This is a genomic window from Neopusillimonas aromaticivorans (assembly GCF_030344915.1).
Lineage (GTDB): Bacteria > Pseudomonadota > Gammaproteobacteria > Burkholderiales > Burkholderiaceae_B > Neopusillimonas > Neopusillimonas aromaticivorans.
The window spans coordinates 2,136,534-2,153,134 of the sequence record NZ_CP128233.1 but is presented as its reverse complement, the minus strand read 5'-3'; the positions used below and the strand labels follow the sequence as shown (position 1 = coordinate 2,153,134).

11 protein-coding genes and 7 pseudogenes are annotated in these 16,601 nt (G+C 56.7%); 12 read left to right on the top strand and 6 right to left on the bottom strand.

All coding sequences use genetic code 11. The features are described 5' to 3' along the window. The first annotated feature begins 37 nt into the window (after positions 1-37). Positions 38-494, top strand: a pseudogene (locus tag N7E01_RS11890) (RrF2 family transcriptional regulator). Here N7E01_RS11890 and serA read toward each other — a convergent pair. The 6 genes and pseudogenes from serA to N7E01_RS11860 form a co-directional block, all read right to left on the bottom strand. Next, a pseudogene (gene serA, locus N7E01_RS11885) lies at positions 469-1,666 on the bottom strand (phosphoglycerate dehydrogenase). The pseudogenes N7E01_RS11890 and serA overlap by 26 nt on opposite strands. A 326-nt stretch (positions 1,667-1,992) precedes the next feature. Beyond that, a pseudogene (gene dnaQ / locus N7E01_RS11880) lies at positions 1,993-2,722 on the bottom strand (DNA polymerase III subunit epsilon). A gap of 19 nt (positions 2,723-2,741) precedes the next feature. Continuing rightward, positions 2,742-5,774 (bottom strand): annotated as a pseudogene (locus N7E01_RS11875) (efflux RND transporter permease subunit). 14 nt (positions 5,775-5,788) lie between these two features. Further along, on the bottom strand, positions 5,789-6,925 hold the full coding sequence (locus tag N7E01_RS11870; RefSeq protein ID WP_289173024.1) for an efflux RND transporter periplasmic adaptor subunit: 1,137 nt from the start codon (positions 6,923-6,925) through the stop codon (positions 5,789-5,791). A 109-nt stretch (positions 6,926-7,034) separates the two neighbouring features. Next, positions 7,035-7,507, bottom strand: a pseudogene (gene rnhA / locus N7E01_RS11865) (ribonuclease HI). A gap of 3 nt (positions 7,508-7,510) precedes the next feature. Then, positions 7,511-8,302 (bottom strand): annotated as a pseudogene (locus N7E01_RS11860) (class I SAM-dependent methyltransferase). An 11-nt stretch (positions 8,303-8,313) separates the two neighbouring features. Here N7E01_RS11860 and gloB point away from each other — a divergent pair. From gloB to N7E01_RS11805, 11 genes and pseudogenes are all read left to right on the top strand, one after another. After that, complete coding sequence (gene gloB, locus N7E01_RS11855; RefSeq protein ID WP_289173023.1) at positions 8,314-9,120, top strand: hydroxyacylglutathione hydrolase; 807 nt, start codon at positions 8,314-8,316, stop codon at positions 9,118-9,120. A 10-nt stretch (positions 9,121-9,130) separates the two neighbouring features. Further along, positions 9,131-10,500, top strand: a pseudogene (locus N7E01_RS11850) (transglycosylase SLT domain-containing protein); the annotation flags it as partial. A 115-nt stretch (positions 10,501-10,615) separates the two neighbouring features. Then, positions 10,616-11,398: an enoyl-ACP reductase FabI gene (gene fabI, locus N7E01_RS11845; protein WP_289173022.1), complete on the top strand. Its 783-nt coding sequence runs from the start codon at positions 10,616-10,618 to the stop codon at positions 11,396-11,398. 60 nt (positions 11,399-11,458) lie between these two features. Beyond that, the gene (locus N7E01_RS11840) at positions 11,459-12,655 is read left to right on the top strand and encodes a trypsin-like serine protease (protein ID WP_289173021.1); all 1,197 of its coding nucleotides are present in this window, start codon (positions 11,459-11,461) and stop codon (positions 12,653-12,655) included. An 81-nt stretch (positions 12,656-12,736) separates the two neighbouring features. Then, a complete protein-coding gene (locus N7E01_RS11835) occupies positions 12,737-13,204 on the top strand; it encodes a hypothetical protein (protein ID WP_289173020.1) in 468 nt (155 codons plus the stop codon). 21 nt (positions 13,205-13,225) lie between these two features. Then, positions 13,226-13,492, top strand: coding sequence for a phosphopantetheine-binding protein (locus N7E01_RS11830; RefSeq protein WP_289173019.1), 267 nt, complete (start codon positions 13,226-13,228; stop codon positions 13,490-13,492). 27 nt (positions 13,493-13,519) lie between these two features. Beyond that, positions 13,520-13,936, top strand: a complete 417-nt coding sequence (locus N7E01_RS11825) for a COG4648 family protein (RefSeq protein ID WP_289173018.1) — start codon at positions 13,520-13,522, stop codon at positions 13,934-13,936. Between the two features lie 301 nt (positions 13,937-14,237). Continuing rightward, entirely contained in the window at positions 14,238-15,344 is a 1,107-nt protein-coding gene (locus N7E01_RS11820; protein ID WP_289173017.1) for an AMP-binding protein, read from the top strand. Next, on the top strand, positions 15,341-15,655 hold the full coding sequence (locus tag N7E01_RS11815; RefSeq protein ID WP_289173016.1) for an ApeI family dehydratase: 315 nt from the start codon (positions 15,341-15,343) through the stop codon (positions 15,653-15,655). The genes N7E01_RS11820 and N7E01_RS11815 overlap by 4 nt, the downstream gene beginning before the upstream one ends. Next, on the top strand, positions 15,652-16,125 hold the full coding sequence (locus N7E01_RS11810; protein WP_289173015.1) for a hypothetical protein: 474 nt from the start codon (positions 15,652-15,654) through the stop codon (positions 16,123-16,125). The genes N7E01_RS11815 and N7E01_RS11810 overlap by 4 nt, the downstream gene beginning before the upstream one ends. Next, the gene (locus N7E01_RS11805) at positions 16,082-16,537 is read left to right on the top strand and encodes a lysophospholipid acyltransferase family protein (RefSeq protein WP_289173014.1); all 456 of its coding nucleotides are present in this window, start codon (positions 16,082-16,084) and stop codon (positions 16,535-16,537) included. The genes N7E01_RS11810 and N7E01_RS11805 overlap by 44 nt, the downstream gene beginning before the upstream one ends. Positions 16,538-16,601 lie beyond the last annotated feature (64 nt).

Here is a 16,601-nt window from a genome sequence, read left to right as displayed (position 1 = left end):
CAAGGTGCAGGCGCCCCACTGTCGTACCCTGCCCTCTATGCGCCTTACCACCCTCACCGACTATGCCCTGCGTTTGCTGATTTACGTCGGCCAGCACCCCGATCGGCTATGTACCATCGCAGAGATCGCGCAGGCCTATCGAATCTCTGAAACCCATCTGATGAAAATCACACATCGGTTGGCGCAGCAAGGCTGGCTGCAAACCGTACGCGGCAAGCATGGCGGCATGCGCCTGGCCAAGCCCCCACGAGATCAATCTGGGCGCTGTGGTACGCGATACCGAGAATGATTTTGCCCTGGTCGAATGCTTCACAACCGGCAATGCCTGTACCATCACAGGCCGCTGCGGGTTGACCGGCATTTTCAGCAAAGCCCTGGAGCACTTCCTGAGTTACCTCGACAACTACACATTGGCCGATGTGCTGCCGACCAATGGCAAAACCGCGCCCGAAGGCGCGGAATTTCCGGTTAAATTCGATCGCAACGTATTGTGACCGGGTTGGCACGCAATTCGGTAATGACCGCATCACTGACCGTACCTTCCACATCAGAAATCACATAACCCACCTGCCCCAGCGTTTGCAGCTGCTGGCGCACAATATTCAAACCATGTGCAGCCATCAGGCTGCTCAGGCTGCCCAGGGCGCCCGGCTCGTTACGGTGCACATGCAGGATACGTGTCGCACTACCCGCATCCTGGTAGGGGATCTCGGGGAAATTAACCGCCCCCTTGGTGGCACCACCCTGCACAAAACGCACCAGTTTCTCGGCAACTTCGCGACCGATGTTTTCCTGGGACTCCTGGGTACTGCCCCCGATGTGCGGCGTGAGAATGACATTGCGCATGCCGATAAGCGGGCTTTGCAAGGCTTCGTCGCGTCCCTTGGGCTCAATCGGGAAGACATCCAGCGCCGCGCCTGACAGGTGTTCGGATTGCAAAGCCTGATGCAAGGCATCAATATCCACCACCGTACCGCGCGACGCATTGATCAGGATACTGCCCCTTTTCATAGTGGCCAGGGCCTTGGCATCGATCAGGTTACGCGTACCTGAGCCCCAGGCACATGCAACGTGACCACGTCGGACTGCTCAAGCAGTTGTGCCAGCGACGTGCAGGCCCGGGCATTACCGAGCGGTAGCTTGGCCTCGATGTCGTGAAACACCACCCGCATCCCAGCGGCCTCGGCCAGAATGCCTACCTGAGAACCGATATTGCCATAACCCACAATGCCCAGCGTTTTACCGCGCGCCTCAAACGCACCATCGGCGGTTTTATCCCAATGACCATGGTGGACACGATCGTTCTTTTCAGGGATACGTCGCAGCAGCAAAATGGTTTCGCCCAGCACCAGTTCAGCCACTGACCGGGTGTTCGAAAATGGTGCATTGAACACCGGAACGCCCCGCATCATGGCAGCGTCCAGATCAACTTGGTTGGTACCGATACAAAAACAGCCCACGGCACGCAAGTCGGGAAGGCCAGCGAAAAGCGCAGCATCAAGATGGGTTCGCGAACGAATACCTACCAGAGCCGCCCCTTCAAGGCCGCGGACAACTCATCAGACGGCAAGGCAGACTTGTACGTGACGACATCCGTCAGACCGGCGGCAGCAAAGACGTCCAGGGCGCTGGGGTGAATATTTTCGAACAAGACAATACGCGTCATGATGGCTTCCTGTAACAAAACAACGAAGCCTTATTGTGGACCATCTGTCAGAAAAAGCCCTCACATCCCTATGAAGATCAGGGGCAAACAGCCAAGAGAAAACGTTTGCGGCCGCCGTCAGCCGCGCCAACGCAAAAAAACTGGCACATAACTTGCTTCATACACACTGTCGGCCAGGGTTCAACACCGGCCGGGCAGCCCGGTCTGGATTTTTGCGGAGGTTAGAAATGAAGCCATCACTGAACAGCGAACATTATGCCCACCCCCGTCGGCACCCCTGCCGCATCCATAAGCGCGAGCCCGAATGCGCCGCCTATGTGTTGCCATCACTCTTGCGCTGCTACGTTCCCGGCGTCAAAGTGATGCCAGAGGCACGGCTGGCCCACCGCCTTGTCAAGCACCTTGACGTATTCAGCGTGCTGGGCCAATTCTTCGGGCGACGCCCTTAACACCCTCAACACCGAAGCATCAAACGCAGACGGCCCATTGCCAGTGGCCTCCGGAGGCGTCCGATGCATCAAAATCAATTAACAGGGAATCCTGGCCACGGGTCATGGCCAGCCAGACCTCCGCCAGCAATTCGGAGTCGAGCAACGCCCCGTGCAAGGTTCGATGCGCATTCGAAATGCCGTAGCGTTCGCACAAGGCATCCAGGGAATTACGTTTACCCGGATGCAGTTCGCGGGCATACAACAACGAATCGGTAATACTGTCGCAGAATGTCTTGAAGGCCGGATGCCCGGCACGAGCCAGTTCGGCATCCAGAAACTTCACGTCAAACGCGGCGTTGTGGATAATGACTTCTGCACCCGCGACATACTCGATCACTTGCGCTGCCACCTCGTTAAAACGCGGATAGCCTGACAGGAAGTCAGTCGTCAGCCCGTGCACCGCCAACGCTTCAGGGTCACTGTCGCGATCGGGGTTCAGATACAAGTGCAGGTGCCGCCCCGTCAGACTGCGATTCACCATCTCGACACAGGCCAGTTCAACAATACGATGGCCCTGGGCAGGGTCCAGACCAGTGGTTTCAGTATCGAGGATGATTTGACGCATGGCTACAGGAAACAGGTATTCAGGAAGAACCGACTTTTTTACGGGCGATCAGCGAATACGCCACCGGCACCACATACAACGTCAGCAAGGTGCCAAATGTTAACCCACCGACCAGCACCCAACCAATTTGCTCGCGCGACTCGGCCCCGGCACCGGTGGCCAGCGCCAGAGGCACCGTACCCAGCACCATTGCGCCCGTGGTCATCAGAATCGGGCGCAAGCGCATGACACTGGCTTCTGTCACCGCATCCATGACATTTTTACCCTCTTCACGCAGCTGGGTTGCAAACTCGACAATCAAAATCCCATGCTTGGTGATCAGACCGACCAGCGTGATCAGGCCAATCTGGCTGTAGATCGACAACGTACCCCCGCTAAGCCACAACGCCAGCAACGCCCCCGTCATGGCCAGCGGCACTGACAGCATGATCACGAACGGGTTGCGCCAGCTTTCAAACTGGGCTGCCAGCACCAGGTAAATGAAGGCCAGCGCCATGACAAACACCAGGTAAATACTGCCGGATGAGTCACGGAATTCGCGCGACTGCCCATCGAGGTCGGTTTGCACCGTCGGCGGCAAGGTATCGCGAGCCACCTCAAACATATGATCGAGCACCTCACCCATGGCATAGCCCGGTGCCACCGACGCCTGCACCTTGACCGCGCGCAGACGATTAAAGTGATTCAGGGACTGCGGAGAAACCGATTCAGTGACTTCAAGGAAGTTGGACAACTGGACCATACCCCTGGGCGGTGCGTACATAAATATCGGAAATGTCCCGAGGGTCGGCCCGATCTTGCCGGCTGACCTGGACGATCACATCATATTGCTCGCCACTGTCGCGGAAGCGCGTCACCTGCCGCCCTCCCAGCATCGACTCGAGCGTACGACCGACGGTACCGACGTCTACACCGACATCGGCAAGCTTTTCACGATTCACCGAGACGGTAAGCTCGGGGGTATTCAAGCGCAAGTCCGTGTCAATATTCTGCAAGCCCGGATAATCGGACAATTTATCGACGAAGTCCCTGACAATGCGGCCAATTTCTTCGTAGGGTGCCTGGCTCATGATGACGAACTCGATCGGCTTGGACGTGGCCCGCTGACCGAAGGACGGGGGTTGCTGGGGAAAGCCCGTACCCCAGGCAACCCCATGAAACGCGGCAACAAACTGGCCGCAATTTCTTGCTGGGTGCGTTCACGTTCATCCCACGGCTTGAGACGCAAAATCGCAAAGGCCTCGGTCACCGTAGGGAACCCGACGATCGACTGGTTTCCCGAGGCTTCGGGAATCACCGCATACATCTGCTCAATGCGTTTGACGTTCTCCAGCGTGTAGTCAAGCGTAGCCCCATCGGGCGCGCTGACGACCCCGAACACCACGCCCCGGTCTTCCAGCGGTGCCAGTTCACTTTTAATAGTTTTGAGCAACACCCCGCTACCCGCCGCCACCACCAGCCCCACACCCACCACCAGCAGACGATGACGCAAGGCCAAGCCCAGGCTCTTGCGATACCCCGATGTCAGACCTTCGAGCAAATTTTCAATAAAGACGTAAACCCGGCCATGCGATTTTTGATGGCGAAGCAAGGTGGAACACATCATCGGCGTCAGCGTCAGCGCCACGAAACCGGACACCAGTACCGCGCCGGCCAGCGTCAGGGCAAACTCGATAAACAGCCGCCCGGTTCGACCGGTGGCAAACGCCAGAGGGGCATACACCGCCACCAACGTAAGCGTCATCGCAATCACCGCAAAGGCGATTTCCTTGATGCCCAGAAACGACGCTTCCAGACGCGACTTGCCCTCTTCAATGTGCCGGTAAATGTTCTCCAGCACCACAATCGCGTCGTCAACCACCAGACCAATCGCCAGCACCATCGCCAGCAGGGTCAGGGTATTGATCGAAAACCCGAACAGATACATGATGCCGAACGCACCGATCAGGGAAACCGGGATGGTGACGATCGGGATCAGGCTGGCCCGCACGCTGCGCAAGAAAAAGAAAATGACCAGGACCACCAGAATGATGGCTTCGGCGATGGTTTTATACACCGAGTTGATCGACTCCTGGATGAACACTGAGCTGTCGTAGGCAATATTCAGGCTCATCCCCGAGGGCAGGTTCTGATTGATCAGTTCCACCTCGGCACGCACCGCGCGCGACAAATCGAGCGGATTGGCTGTCGACTGTTTGGTCACTCCGATATTCAACCCGTCATTGCCATTGAAACGCGACAAAATGCGCTCGTTGGCAGGGCCAATTTCGACAGTCGCCACATCACCCAGTCGCACCGGATAACCGTTGACGGTATCGACAATCACATTCTGGAACTGCTGCACAGTTTGCAGATCGGTAGTCGATACCACCGAGAATTCGCGCATTGACGACTCGATACGGCCGGCCGGGATCAACACATTCTGGGCCCGCAACGCCGACTCGATGTCCTGCACCGTCAGGTTGTAGGCGGCCAGTTTGGCCCGGTCGATGTAAATGCGCATGGCGGGCAGACGTTCGCCGAAAATACGGATCTCGGCGGCCCCCGGCAACACCGACAACCGCGTCTTGATATAGCGGTTCAGATAATCGGATGCTTCCATCGTGCTCAGACTGCCCGCCTGAACGGCGATGTAGATAATCGGTGTGGAATCGGCCTCGACCTTGCTGATGACCGGCTCATCAATTTCGTCTGGCAAGAAACGACGGGCACGCGACACCTTGTCGCGTACATCGGCAGCGGCCGCATCCGGATCCCGCCCCATCTTGAACTTGATGTTGATCAGACTACGTTCAGAGCGACTGAGCGATGTCATGACATCAACACCTTCCATGCCGGACAATTGATCCTCAAGGGGTTTGGTGACCTGTGACTCGACCACCTCGGGAGACGCGCCCTTGTAGTCGGTCATGACAGACACCACCGGCTCGTCGATGGCCGGATATTCACGGACCGTCAGACGGTCGTAAGAAATCAGGCCAACCAGAATAATCAACAACGACAAGACCGTCGCAAAAACCGGACGCTTGATGCAGACTTCAGACAGAACCATGCTGGCCTCCGGGCTCAGGAAGCAGACGCGGCGGCAGGCGCTGCCAGAATCCGGACGGCAACACCGTCAGACACCTTTTGCAAACCGGCCACCACGACCTGATCCCCTTCCTGCAAGCCCCGCACGATCTCGACCTGTCCGGCGCGACGCTGGCCGATCTCGACCACCACCCGCCTGACCTTGCCCTCTTCAACACGGAAGACAAAGCGTTCGGACCCACTGGACTGCAGGGCCGTTTCAGGCACGGTCAGGGCCTGGGCCTCATTAAACTGCAACTGGACGCGGGCAAACAGGCCCGGGCGCAATTTACCATCGGGGTTGGGGACATCGGCGCGAACCAGCACCGAGCGACCACCCACATCCACTTGCGGGTTGATCGCCTTGACGACACCGCTGCGCTGCTCACCGGGCAAGGCATCAAAGCGTACCGACAGGGGTTGGCCTGCCGCCAACTGCCCTGCGTACCCTTCGGGCACCCGAAAATCAACCTGCAACGGATCAATGGACTCAAGCGGGGCAATATCAGTTCCGGGGCTGACGTAATCGCCTACGGATACTTGACGCAAACCGATCACCCCGTCAAAGGGGGCCAGAAGAGCGGTCTTGTCGAGTTGCGCCTGCGCCAATGCGACGGCAGCCTGCTGCACTTTCAACTGACTGAGTGCTTCGTCGCGGGCCTGCTTGCTGATAAACCCTTGCTGGGTCAAGGTTTCCGAACGACGATACTGCGAATTGGCCAGCCCCAGATTAGCCTGGGCCTGCTGCAACTGCGCCTTGACGACGCTGTCATCAAGCCGCAGCAACACCTGCCCCCGTTTCACGGGCTGACCTTCCGTAAACGCGATTTCGCTGATACGCCCCGTGATTTCAGGACGCAGCATAACGGCGTTTTCCGAACGCATCGTACCCACCGCCGACACCTCGGCTGGCATGCTGACCAGACGAACTGCTGCGACTTCAACACCCACTGTGCGCGGCGCTGCAGGCGGGCCACCCGAGGGCGAGGGCGATGGCCCTGGCGCGGCTGCGGCAGGAGGAGCCTTACCGGCGACGGTTTCGCCAGAGCCGGGCCCCCACCACTTCGAGGCCCCGACACCCAGGGCGACCCCCAGCCCCAAAACCACCACAAAACCCGCTACACGTTTGTTCATATCCGTATTTGTCGCCTGAGCCGAATTGCCAGAAATTAATTGCCAGAGCGCCACCGCAGAAACCTGCCGGCAGAAACCGGCATTGATAATAGCGCAGGATGAGACTTATTTACGCATTGTTTCGTGTGCTTGCCGCCCGTGCCACGTCGACCCCCTGATTGGCCAGCGCATCGGCCTTTTCATTTCCCGGGTCACCTGCATGACCGCGCACCCAGCGCCAGCTGAGCTCGTGCTGCTGTACAAGCGCGTCGAGCTCCTGCCAAAGATCGGCATTTTTTACCGGTTTTTTATCGGCAGTGCGCCAGCCCCGTCGCTTCCAGTTCGCGAGCCATTCCGTCATGCCCTTCTGAACGTATTGGGAATCGGTATGAATGACCACCGTGCAGGGCCGCTTCAGCGCCTTCAGGGCCTGAATAACCGCCATGAGCTCCATGCGGTTGTTGGTTGTTTCGGGTTCGCCCCCGCAAAGACTTTTTTCGTGTCGGCCATGCCGTAAAAAAGCCCCCATCCACCCCAACCAGGGTTGCCTTTGCACGCCCCGTCAGTCCAGATATCGACAGGACGTGCCTGACCTTGACTCATGATTTAACTACCTTGCTGTTGCCTTGATACATCGGCCTGACGCGGCTGACTGGCCACAACGGCCGCCCGCCGCATCCGGCGTTTCTTCTTGTTCTTCCAGTGCGGGGCCCACCAAACGAACCGCCGCCACACGCTTGACTGCCGCCACGACATAGACAGCACCGCACACCGGCCACCAGCGATCACCGGCAGCCTCCATGAATGACCAACGCTGCAGCCAGCGCTGCGTGGCGCAGGGGGCAGCGTAACAACCAAAATGGCCCCGGTCAATTTCAAGGGACAGCAGCTTGAACCAGTCTTTCAGACGCGGCAAAGAGACCTGCATATGAGCCGGTACCGGTGCCAGAGGCTCGACACCCGGCACGCGCGCCTGAAGCCCCCATAAGCTCAAAGGATTGAACCCCGAAATAACCAGACGCCCCTCGGGAACCAGTACCCGTTCCGCTTCTCGTAAAACCTGATGCGGATTATTGGAACACTCGAGGACATGCGGTAATATCAGAAGATCGACGGATTGGCTTTCAAGGGGCAGTTGCTCGGGCTCGGCCAGTAAAAGACTGCGATCGGGCGGCAACGCCAAACCCTCGAAACACGAGCCGGCAAGAATTTTGTGGGGTATGCGGTTTGCCGCCAGCAAGTCCCAGTGGGGCAAGCCGACCTGCACCGCATGGTAGCCAAACGCATTTGCGACCATGCCATTGGTTTTTTCTGTTCCCAGTTTTGCACGTACTGGCCGGCCGGCGTTTCAAGCCACCCGGCCAGTTCACCGATAAGCGGTTGGTCTGAAACAAACACACAAGCTCCCTATGGTTAATACAACTCAAGACTCCAAAACAACCCGTCTGGTTCCGGTGCCCGCATTTTCAGACAACTATATCTGGTTATTGCGCAAAGGCAACCACGCCGTCGTCGTCGACCCGGGCGACGCCGCGCCGGTGCTGGCCCTGCTTGAAAAACACCAGCTCACGCTTGATGCCATCCTGATCACCCACCATCACGCCGATCATGTGGGCGGTGTATCAGAACTCAAGGAAAAAACCGGCGCGCTGGTGTATGGCCCCATCGGTGAAAATCTGCCGGTCTGCGACCACGGCCTGAAAGAAACCGATCAGGTCGGGCTCGATCACCTGGGGCTGACCCTCTCGGTACTCGATATCCCCGGGCATACGGCAGGTCACATTGCCTACTTTGGTTACCTTGACGAGCAGCAACCTGTTGTTTTCTGTGGTGATACACTATTTGCCGCCGGTTGCGGGCGCCTGTTTGAAGGCACCCCGGCCGACATGGTGAACTCGCTGGCAAAGCTTCAGGCGCTACCTCTGGACACCCTGGTGTGCTGTGCGCACGAATATACCCTGTCGAATCTACGCTGGGCTCTGGCGGTCGAACCAGGTAACGCGGTGCTGAAAAAACGCTTCGAGGCTGCCCGAAAAACGCGCGACCAAGGGTTGCCCACATTACCGTCAACCATCAGCCTCGAGCTTGAAACCAACCCGTTCCTGCGCCCTTTGCAGTCGTCCGTGATTGACGCTGCTCAGGGCTATGCCGGCAAGCCGCTGAATTCCGCAGTCGCTGTTTTCGCCTGCCTGCGCGAATGGAAAAACAATTTTTAATGCTCTACCCATGTTCCTGAGATTATTTACGCTGCTACTGGTAGCGATACTGGCCGGCTGTGCTCACCAGGGCAGCGTACAACAATCGGGTCAAGACCCCTATGTGGCCGTCGATACCTCGCGCACCATCGACCTGACCAACCCTCCGGCCGACATCTGGGACCGGATCCGGCGCGGCTTTGCCATCCCCAACCTGAATGACCCCTTGGTCGACCACTGGACCAACTACTACGCCTCGCATCCGCAGTCGGTGTACCGCATGAGCGAACGGGCCAGACGCTACCTGTATTTCATTGTCGACGAGCTTGAGCGACGCGGCATGCCCACCGAGCTGGCGCTGCTGCCATTTGTCGAAAGTGCCTACAACCCCGAAGCCTATTCCCGCGCCAAGGCATCGGGCCTGTGGCAGTTCATCCCCAGCACGGGGCTGCACTACAACCTCAAGCAAGATCAGCTGCAAGACCAGCGGCGTGACCCCATTGCATCAACCCACGCGGCACTGGAATACCTGAACTATCTGTATGAATTCCAGGGTGACTGGTACCTGGCCCTGGCCTCGTACAACTGGGGGAAGGGTCGGTGAAACGTGCCATCGAGCGTGCCGAAGAGGCCGGAGACGGCACCGACTACCTGTCGCTGAAGATGCCCGACGAAACCCGTAACTATGTACCCAAGTTGCAAGCCATCAAAAACATTATTACCAACCCGCGACGCTATGGCATGACCCTGCCCCATGTGGGCAACACGCCGTACTTCACCAGCATCCGCAAAACACATACGATGGCCGTCGAAGACGTTGCGAAACTGGCGGAAATACCGGTCGAAGAATTCAAGGCCCTGAACGCCTCATTCAACCAGGACATCATCGTTGCCGATAACTCGCCTGTCATTTTGCTGCCAGCCAACCGGGTCGACATTTTCAAGGCCAACCTGGAAGCCCACAAGCACAAGCTCGACACCTGGAAGCCCTACAACCCCGGCAAGGGCGAAGCCCTGAGCGCCATCGCACAAAAACACAACATCAGCCTGGCTCGGCTACGTGACATCAATGGCCTTGATGACCGTGACACCCGTGCCAATGGCCAGGTGCTCTGGGTACCGGCCACCACGGGCACCGGCCTGCAGATCGCCGCCAGCAGCACTTCTGTTGCCGGCCTGCCCCCGGTTGGCACACCCGTGCCTCGTGCACGTCGCCACGTTAGGCCTGACGTACCGTCGCGCAACACCAGCGCATTGAGCACGCATACAGTACGAAAAGGCGACACCCTGTTTTCTCTGGCACGCCGTTACAACACGTCGGTCAATGAACTGCGCCGGCTGAACAACCTGAAAGGCAACAGCCTTGACCAGGGCAAGCGCCTGAAAGTACCCGGCAAGGGCGGCGCAGCTAAGTCAAGTACACCACACCGTCAAAACCGCATGGTCACGGCCAGTCACACCATACCTTCCAATTGCCTCGCAACACACCATTTTTATTGATTCCAAAGGCTGAATAATGGGCTTTCTTAAAAACAAACGCATCCTGATCACCGGTGTCATCTCCAACCGCTCGATCGCCTACGGCATCGCCAAAGCCTGCCACCAGCAAGGCGCCGAACTGGCCTTCACCTACGTCGGCGACCGCTTCAAAGACCGCGTCACCGAGTACGCCGCTGAATTTGGCAGCTCCATCGTGCTGCCCTGCGATGTCGGCGACGACGCACAAATCGAATCGGCCATCGCCGAAATCCAGAAACACTGGGACGGCATGGATGGTCTGGTCCACGCCATCGGCTTTGCCCCGCGAGAGGCCATCGCCGGCGACTTCCTCGACGGCCTGTCACGCGAAGGCTTCCGCATCGCCCACGACATCTCTGCCTACAGCTTCCCCGCCCTGGCCAAAGCCGCCTTGCCCCTGCTCAAAGGCCGCAACAGTTCCGTGTTGACCCTGACCTACCTGGGCGCAGAAAAAGTCGTTCCCAACTACAACACCATGGGTCTGGCCAAGGCCTCACTGGAAGCCAGCGTACGCTATCTGGCCAACTCGTTGGGCCCCATGGGCATCCGCGCCAACGGCATCTCGGCCGGTCCGATCAAAACCCTGGCCGCCAGCGGCATCAAAGACTTCGGCTCCATCCTGAAGTTTGTCGAAGCCCACGCCCCGCTGCGCCGCAATGTCACGACAGACGACGTGGGTAACGTCGCCGCGTTCCTGCTGTCTGACCTGGCTGCGGGCGTGACCGGTGAAATCACCCATGTGGATGCCGGTTTTTCGACCGTTGTGCCAGGGATGGAATAAGCTGCGGCCTCTTGCTGAAAGACAACAAGCTCATCACTCGAATCTGGTTGCCGGCACATCATGGTCACGACAAGCGCCCATTACACTGACCCCCGTTATCGCACCACCCCCGGTGATGGCTATGACGGCGTGGTTCGCATCAGTGTCAACAACTACTATGCAACCGGCAGTTTGCTGTATGACGGCCGGGCCATACTGACAGCGGGTCACCTGTTTGACCCCAAGGCCAGTTCGGCGATAATCCGGTTCGAGACGGCGCAAGGCATCCAGACGTACACCTCGACACAGATTCTGCGACACCCAGGCTATGACCAGGACAGCAACAATGACCTGGCCATTGTCTGGTTGCCGACCACTGCGCCCATCAGCGCTGACCGATACGAGCTTTACCGAAACAACGACGAAATCAGCAAGGCGTTTGTCTTTGCGGGGTACGGCCGTACCGGCACGGGCAATCTGGGGACAACCGACACTCAAAATCTGTCCAGGCTCAAGGCCGCCAACCAATTCGATGCAGACGCGGCGACCTTGAAAAGTGACTTGGGCGCGAGCATCGCGTGGACGCCCAAAGCAGGCACACAACTTATCGCCGACTTTGACAACGGCAACCCCTACAACGATGCTTTTGGTCGTCTGATCGCTCGCGACGACCTAGGCCTGAGGTTGAATGAGGGACTCATCGCACAAGGTGACAGTGGAGGACCGGCCTTTCTGGACGGGTACCTGGCAGGCGTGGCCAGCTACACCGCCAGCCTCAGCAAGAACGGCATCCACCCCGATATCGACAGCACAGGAAACAGCAGCTTTGGTGAACTCGCGGCCTGGCAGCGCGTCAGTGCTTACCAGCAGTGGATCGACCAAAACCTGCGTGCCCATTACCCAGACGCGCCCACCACACCGGAAGAGGTCGTTAGAGAGGTTGTCGAAAACAATACCGGCACCAGCTACGCGTACTTCCTGCTGCAATTCACGGGCGTTCGCAGTGATCCGAATGAAATCCTGAGTATTGACTACTCGACGCGAAACGGCACAGCCGAAGCCAACGAAGACTATATTGCGGTCAATGGAACGCTTAACCTGTACCCGAATGAAAACAAGGCGGTCATTCCTGTCGAAATCATTGGCGACACCCAACCGGAAGCTGACGAATACTTTTACCTTGACGTCTTCAACCCTGTCGGCGGCAGCTTTGGTGAAGGGGTAGTGAAACTAAGCGCTGTTCGCACCATTCTTGATGATGACGGGTGGATGGGGTAAAGGCAAACCATCAGTATCAGTTCGCATGTAAATGCGAGAATCCCGCAGCGCTGAGCGCAAGCTGGCACGAGAGCCGACAAGTTGATACACGCTATACAAATTGTTATCATCCAGCCGCTCACTGAAACTGTTTTATTGAAAACTCCAACCGAGGGGATACCTATGAAAATGCTTAAACGCGCCTTGGCGCTGACACTTTTAGCAGCGATTGTCGGCTGCGCGGCTCCTATCTACAACGTAAACAATGCCCCCGTCACAACATCTTCAGCGAAACAACTCAGTGCTGCCCAAGTCCGTGAAGCTATCGTTCGTGCCGGTGCTTCATTAGGATGGGTCATGAAGGATGCAGGCCCCAACAAACTGACAGGCACCCTTCACCTTCGATCGCATACTGCCGTTATTGATATCCCTTACTCGCCACAGAGCTACAGCATCAACTACGTGAGCAGTCAGAATCTTAATGCCAACAACGGCACCATTCACAAAAACTATAACGGCTGGATTACAAACTTGACCCGGGCCATAGAAGTTCAACTGGCTGCACAGTAAACAGCTTTATTTTGAATAACCATGACAGTTACAGCCCGAGAACTTGCCATACTTTTCGTAGACGCTCTAGACTTGGAAGATGTTGACCCCCAGCTCGTTGACCTGAATGCGACGCTATTCGGCGACGGCCTCGGTCTGGACTCGCTGGATATGCTTGAAATTGCTCTTATTATCCAGCAGAAGTTTGGTCTCAAAATCAAGGCAGACAACCCGGATATCGAACAGATATTCGGGTCACTTGAAAACCTGGCTAGCTACATTAACAGCAGCACAACGGTTCAGGCCTGAGGCCTGACATCACCTTTCGTCAGTGCAATGGTGGTTATTCCTTCGCCCTGGAGCTGGCCAACCCTTTGTATTCTGGGTTGGCTGGCGTGGCGCTTCGGCAAAACACTACAACACCAAAAAATCCCCCTCATTGAGCAAATTGCACGTGTCAGCACTCCCCAGCTAACGCCTGGACTCTGTCGCTACACCCGGTTTCTGACGGCGCTTTGGTGTGCTTATTTTCTCTTGTTGCTGATCTCATTCTTTGTAACAGACCAACACACGTTGCTTCGAAGCATGTTCGCTGGTGCGGGTTCAGCACTACTGTTTCTGATTGAGTACTGGCTAAGGCCCCATCTGTTCAAGGGCATAGCCTTTCCCGACCTGCCCACCCAAATCGCAGACACATGGCGGATCTGGAATGCAAAGACGGCTATTACTCTTTCAGACCCGCCAGAGCCGTGAGAGCTGCACTCCCATTGGCCACGACATCACACATGGCCTCCTTGCTCGGCGCAACAGATTGCCTGGACCAAACTGCAGTTATTCAATCTGAGCGCGACTGGACATGGAGAGAAATCCATCGTGCGGCTCTTGCCCTTGCGCCTCGGCTACCTGAAGGGCATGCCGTTTGCAACCTGTGCTCATCATATCTTGCGTTCCTGATAACCTGGGTAGCCACGCTGCGCCGGAATTTGACGCTCGTCCTCCCCCATCACGAGGAGCAGCGGATCTTCACCGGGTCATTTCTCTGACCAATCAACCCGTGCTTCTGATCACAGACAATGACGTCCGTACCGACATCAACACCCCATGGTTGCATTGTCTGCCCTGCTCCCTGGCCCAACAAATACAACCAGACACCCGCCTGAGTTGGGAAACCAACCTGGACGAAGCGCGAATAACACTTTACACCTCGGGAAGCACTGGAGCGCCAGAACCGCGATCTCGCTCTTTGGCACAGCTGTTCGCTGGTGCCTTGCAGCTTGGCTCCAGACTGGGGCAAACCCTTGCCAGATCACCCTCCGAGAACCTTGAAGCGTTCGATCATATCGTCAGCAGCGTCCCACCGCAGCATATGTTCGGTATCGAAACAATGCTGATGCTTTCAATCACATTCAACAAACCGGTGATCGACCGACGACCATTGTTACCCGCCGATATCCAAGACGCAATGACCTACCGACACGGTAAAGCGGCATGGATTGCAACACCACTGCACCTTCAGGCTCTGTCACGAGCCGCAGTAAAACTGGAGTCATGTTCAGTGGCATTGACATCAACCATGCCGCTGTCCGACGAAATAGCGCAAAATACAGAAATGCTGATCAAGGGTCCGGTAATCGAAATTTATGGATCTACTGAAACGGGAGCGCTTGCAACCCGACGTACGGCAACGACTTCTGTCTGGACACAATTGGATAGCGTTGGACTAGACTTCAACGCGGAATACAGTCGGGCCAGCGGCCAACACTTCGACTCACCCCAAGTAATCTCCGATCAGCTTGAACCGATGAACACGCGTCAATTCAAATTGATCGGGCGCAATAGCGATGTCATAAAAATCGGAGGGCGCCGAACCTCTCTGGCTGCCCTGAATACCATACTGCAAGAAATTGACGGTATTGACGATGCCGCTTTTATAGCCACGAACAGGGATGCGCGGGAGCGTCCAGTACTCATTTATTCGAAAACCAGTACCATCACCCCTGTACAGATCAAATCAGCCCTAAAAGCAAGAATCGATCCGGTATTTTTGCCACGAGTGCTTATCTGCGTTGATCGAATACCACGAAATGAACGGGGTAAAGTCATCTACGCTGACCTGATGGCTATATACCAGCAGTGGCAAAGTGAAAAATCCAAGTCATGAATCATCACGTTTTTATCGTTCCGGCAGACCACCGCTGCCTGCAAGGGCACTTTCCTGGAAACCCGGTTGTTCCCGGCGTATTGCTGCTGAGCGAGGTACTCACCGGACTGGGTGCCAACATAAAAGCAAAGCCCATCACGATCAAAAGCGCACGATTCACCGCGCAACTACTGCCCAATGAGCAAGCCAGGGTCAGCTACAAAATTAAAGACAAAAGTATCCGTTACGAGGTGACTGTACTACGCGACGCGACAACAGTCGCTATCGCCAGCGGCTCACTGACAACCCGCCTGGATGAATCCTCCCAATGAAGTGGACCTCTCGAAAAGAAAGAGGGAGCGAATTTTCGCTCAAGCTCATCGCATGGCTGGCACGCCTTGCTGGCAGGGCATTTTGCCGGATTTTGCTCTACCCAATCGTGTCCTACTTCATTGCAACAGACAGGGTTGCACGCGAAGCATCCGCTGATTTTTTACAAAGTATTTTTGGTCGAAAACCTCGAGCAAGCGAAATATTCCGGCACTTCCACTACTTTGCCACAACATTGCTCGACCGTGTTTATCTGGCAAACCATGAACTTGGCCGCTTCCATATCACCATTGAAAACCGCCCACTTGTCGACGCGGCCTTAGCCAAAGGAAAAGGCTGCGTTTTACTGGGTTCACATTTGGGTAGCTTCGACCTTATGGCATTGGCCAGACACGGCATTGACGACCGCCCGCTAAACATCATGATGCGTGCCGACCACTGGCGCTCGCGTCCGACGGATCGCAGGCATTGACGACACAGGTTTCAAAGTAATCCCGTATGGACAGCCTCACAGCCTGTTACTGGCACACCAGGCCTTGGCAGACGGCGAAGTCGTTGCCATTCTGGCCGACCGTATGGAAGGCAGGGCAACCGTCCCCGTTACATTTCTTGGCCGCCCTGCCAAAATGCCAAAGAGCCCCTACCTGCTGGCCGCACGCAGCAATGCCCCGATCCTGATTTGTTTTGGAATATATGAGGGGCGCAATCGCTACCGCATAACATTTATCGATCCGGGGCTTGCTCTTGACGCGGGTAGCGGCCTCAGTGAAATAAATCACGCTGCGCAAACGTACACCCGTGTGCTAGAAAGCCAGGCACGGCATAGCCCATACAACTGGTTTAATTTCTATCCGTACTGGGACAACGATCGAATTCAGTCATGACATTGGCAAAACTTTATCAACTGATCCTCCTGCTGCTTGCAAGCATACTGGGCGGACTGTCACA

Coding starts and splice junctions, on each gene's coding strand:
- N7E01_RS11815 (WP_289173016.1), top strand. CDS start 15,341: ATGAATCATCACGTTTTTATCGTTCCGGCAGACCACCGCTGCCTGCAA.
- N7E01_RS11870 (WP_289173024.1), bottom strand. CDS start 6,925: ATGAACAAACGTGTAGCGGGTTTTGTGGTGGTTTTGGGGCTGGGGGTC.
- gloB (WP_289173023.1), top strand. CDS start 8,314: ATGGTTAATACAACTCAAGACTCCAAAACAACCCGTCTGGTTCCGGTG.
- fabI (WP_289173022.1), top strand. CDS start 10,616: ATGGGCTTTCTTAAAAACAAACGCATCCTGATCACCGGTGTCATCTCC.
- N7E01_RS11810 (WP_289173015.1), top strand. CDS start 15,652: ATGAAGTGGACCTCTCGAAAAGAAAGAGGGAGCGAATTTTCGCTCAAG.
- N7E01_RS11830 (WP_289173019.1), top strand. CDS start 13,226: ATGACAGTTACAGCCCGAGAACTTGCCATACTTTTCGTAGACGCTCTA.
- N7E01_RS11825 (WP_289173018.1), top strand. CDS start 13,520: ATGGTGGTTATTCCTTCGCCCTGGAGCTGGCCAACCCTTTGTATTCTG.
- N7E01_RS11840 (WP_289173021.1), top strand. CDS start 11,459: ATGGTCACGACAAGCGCCCATTACACTGACCCCCGTTATCGCACCACC.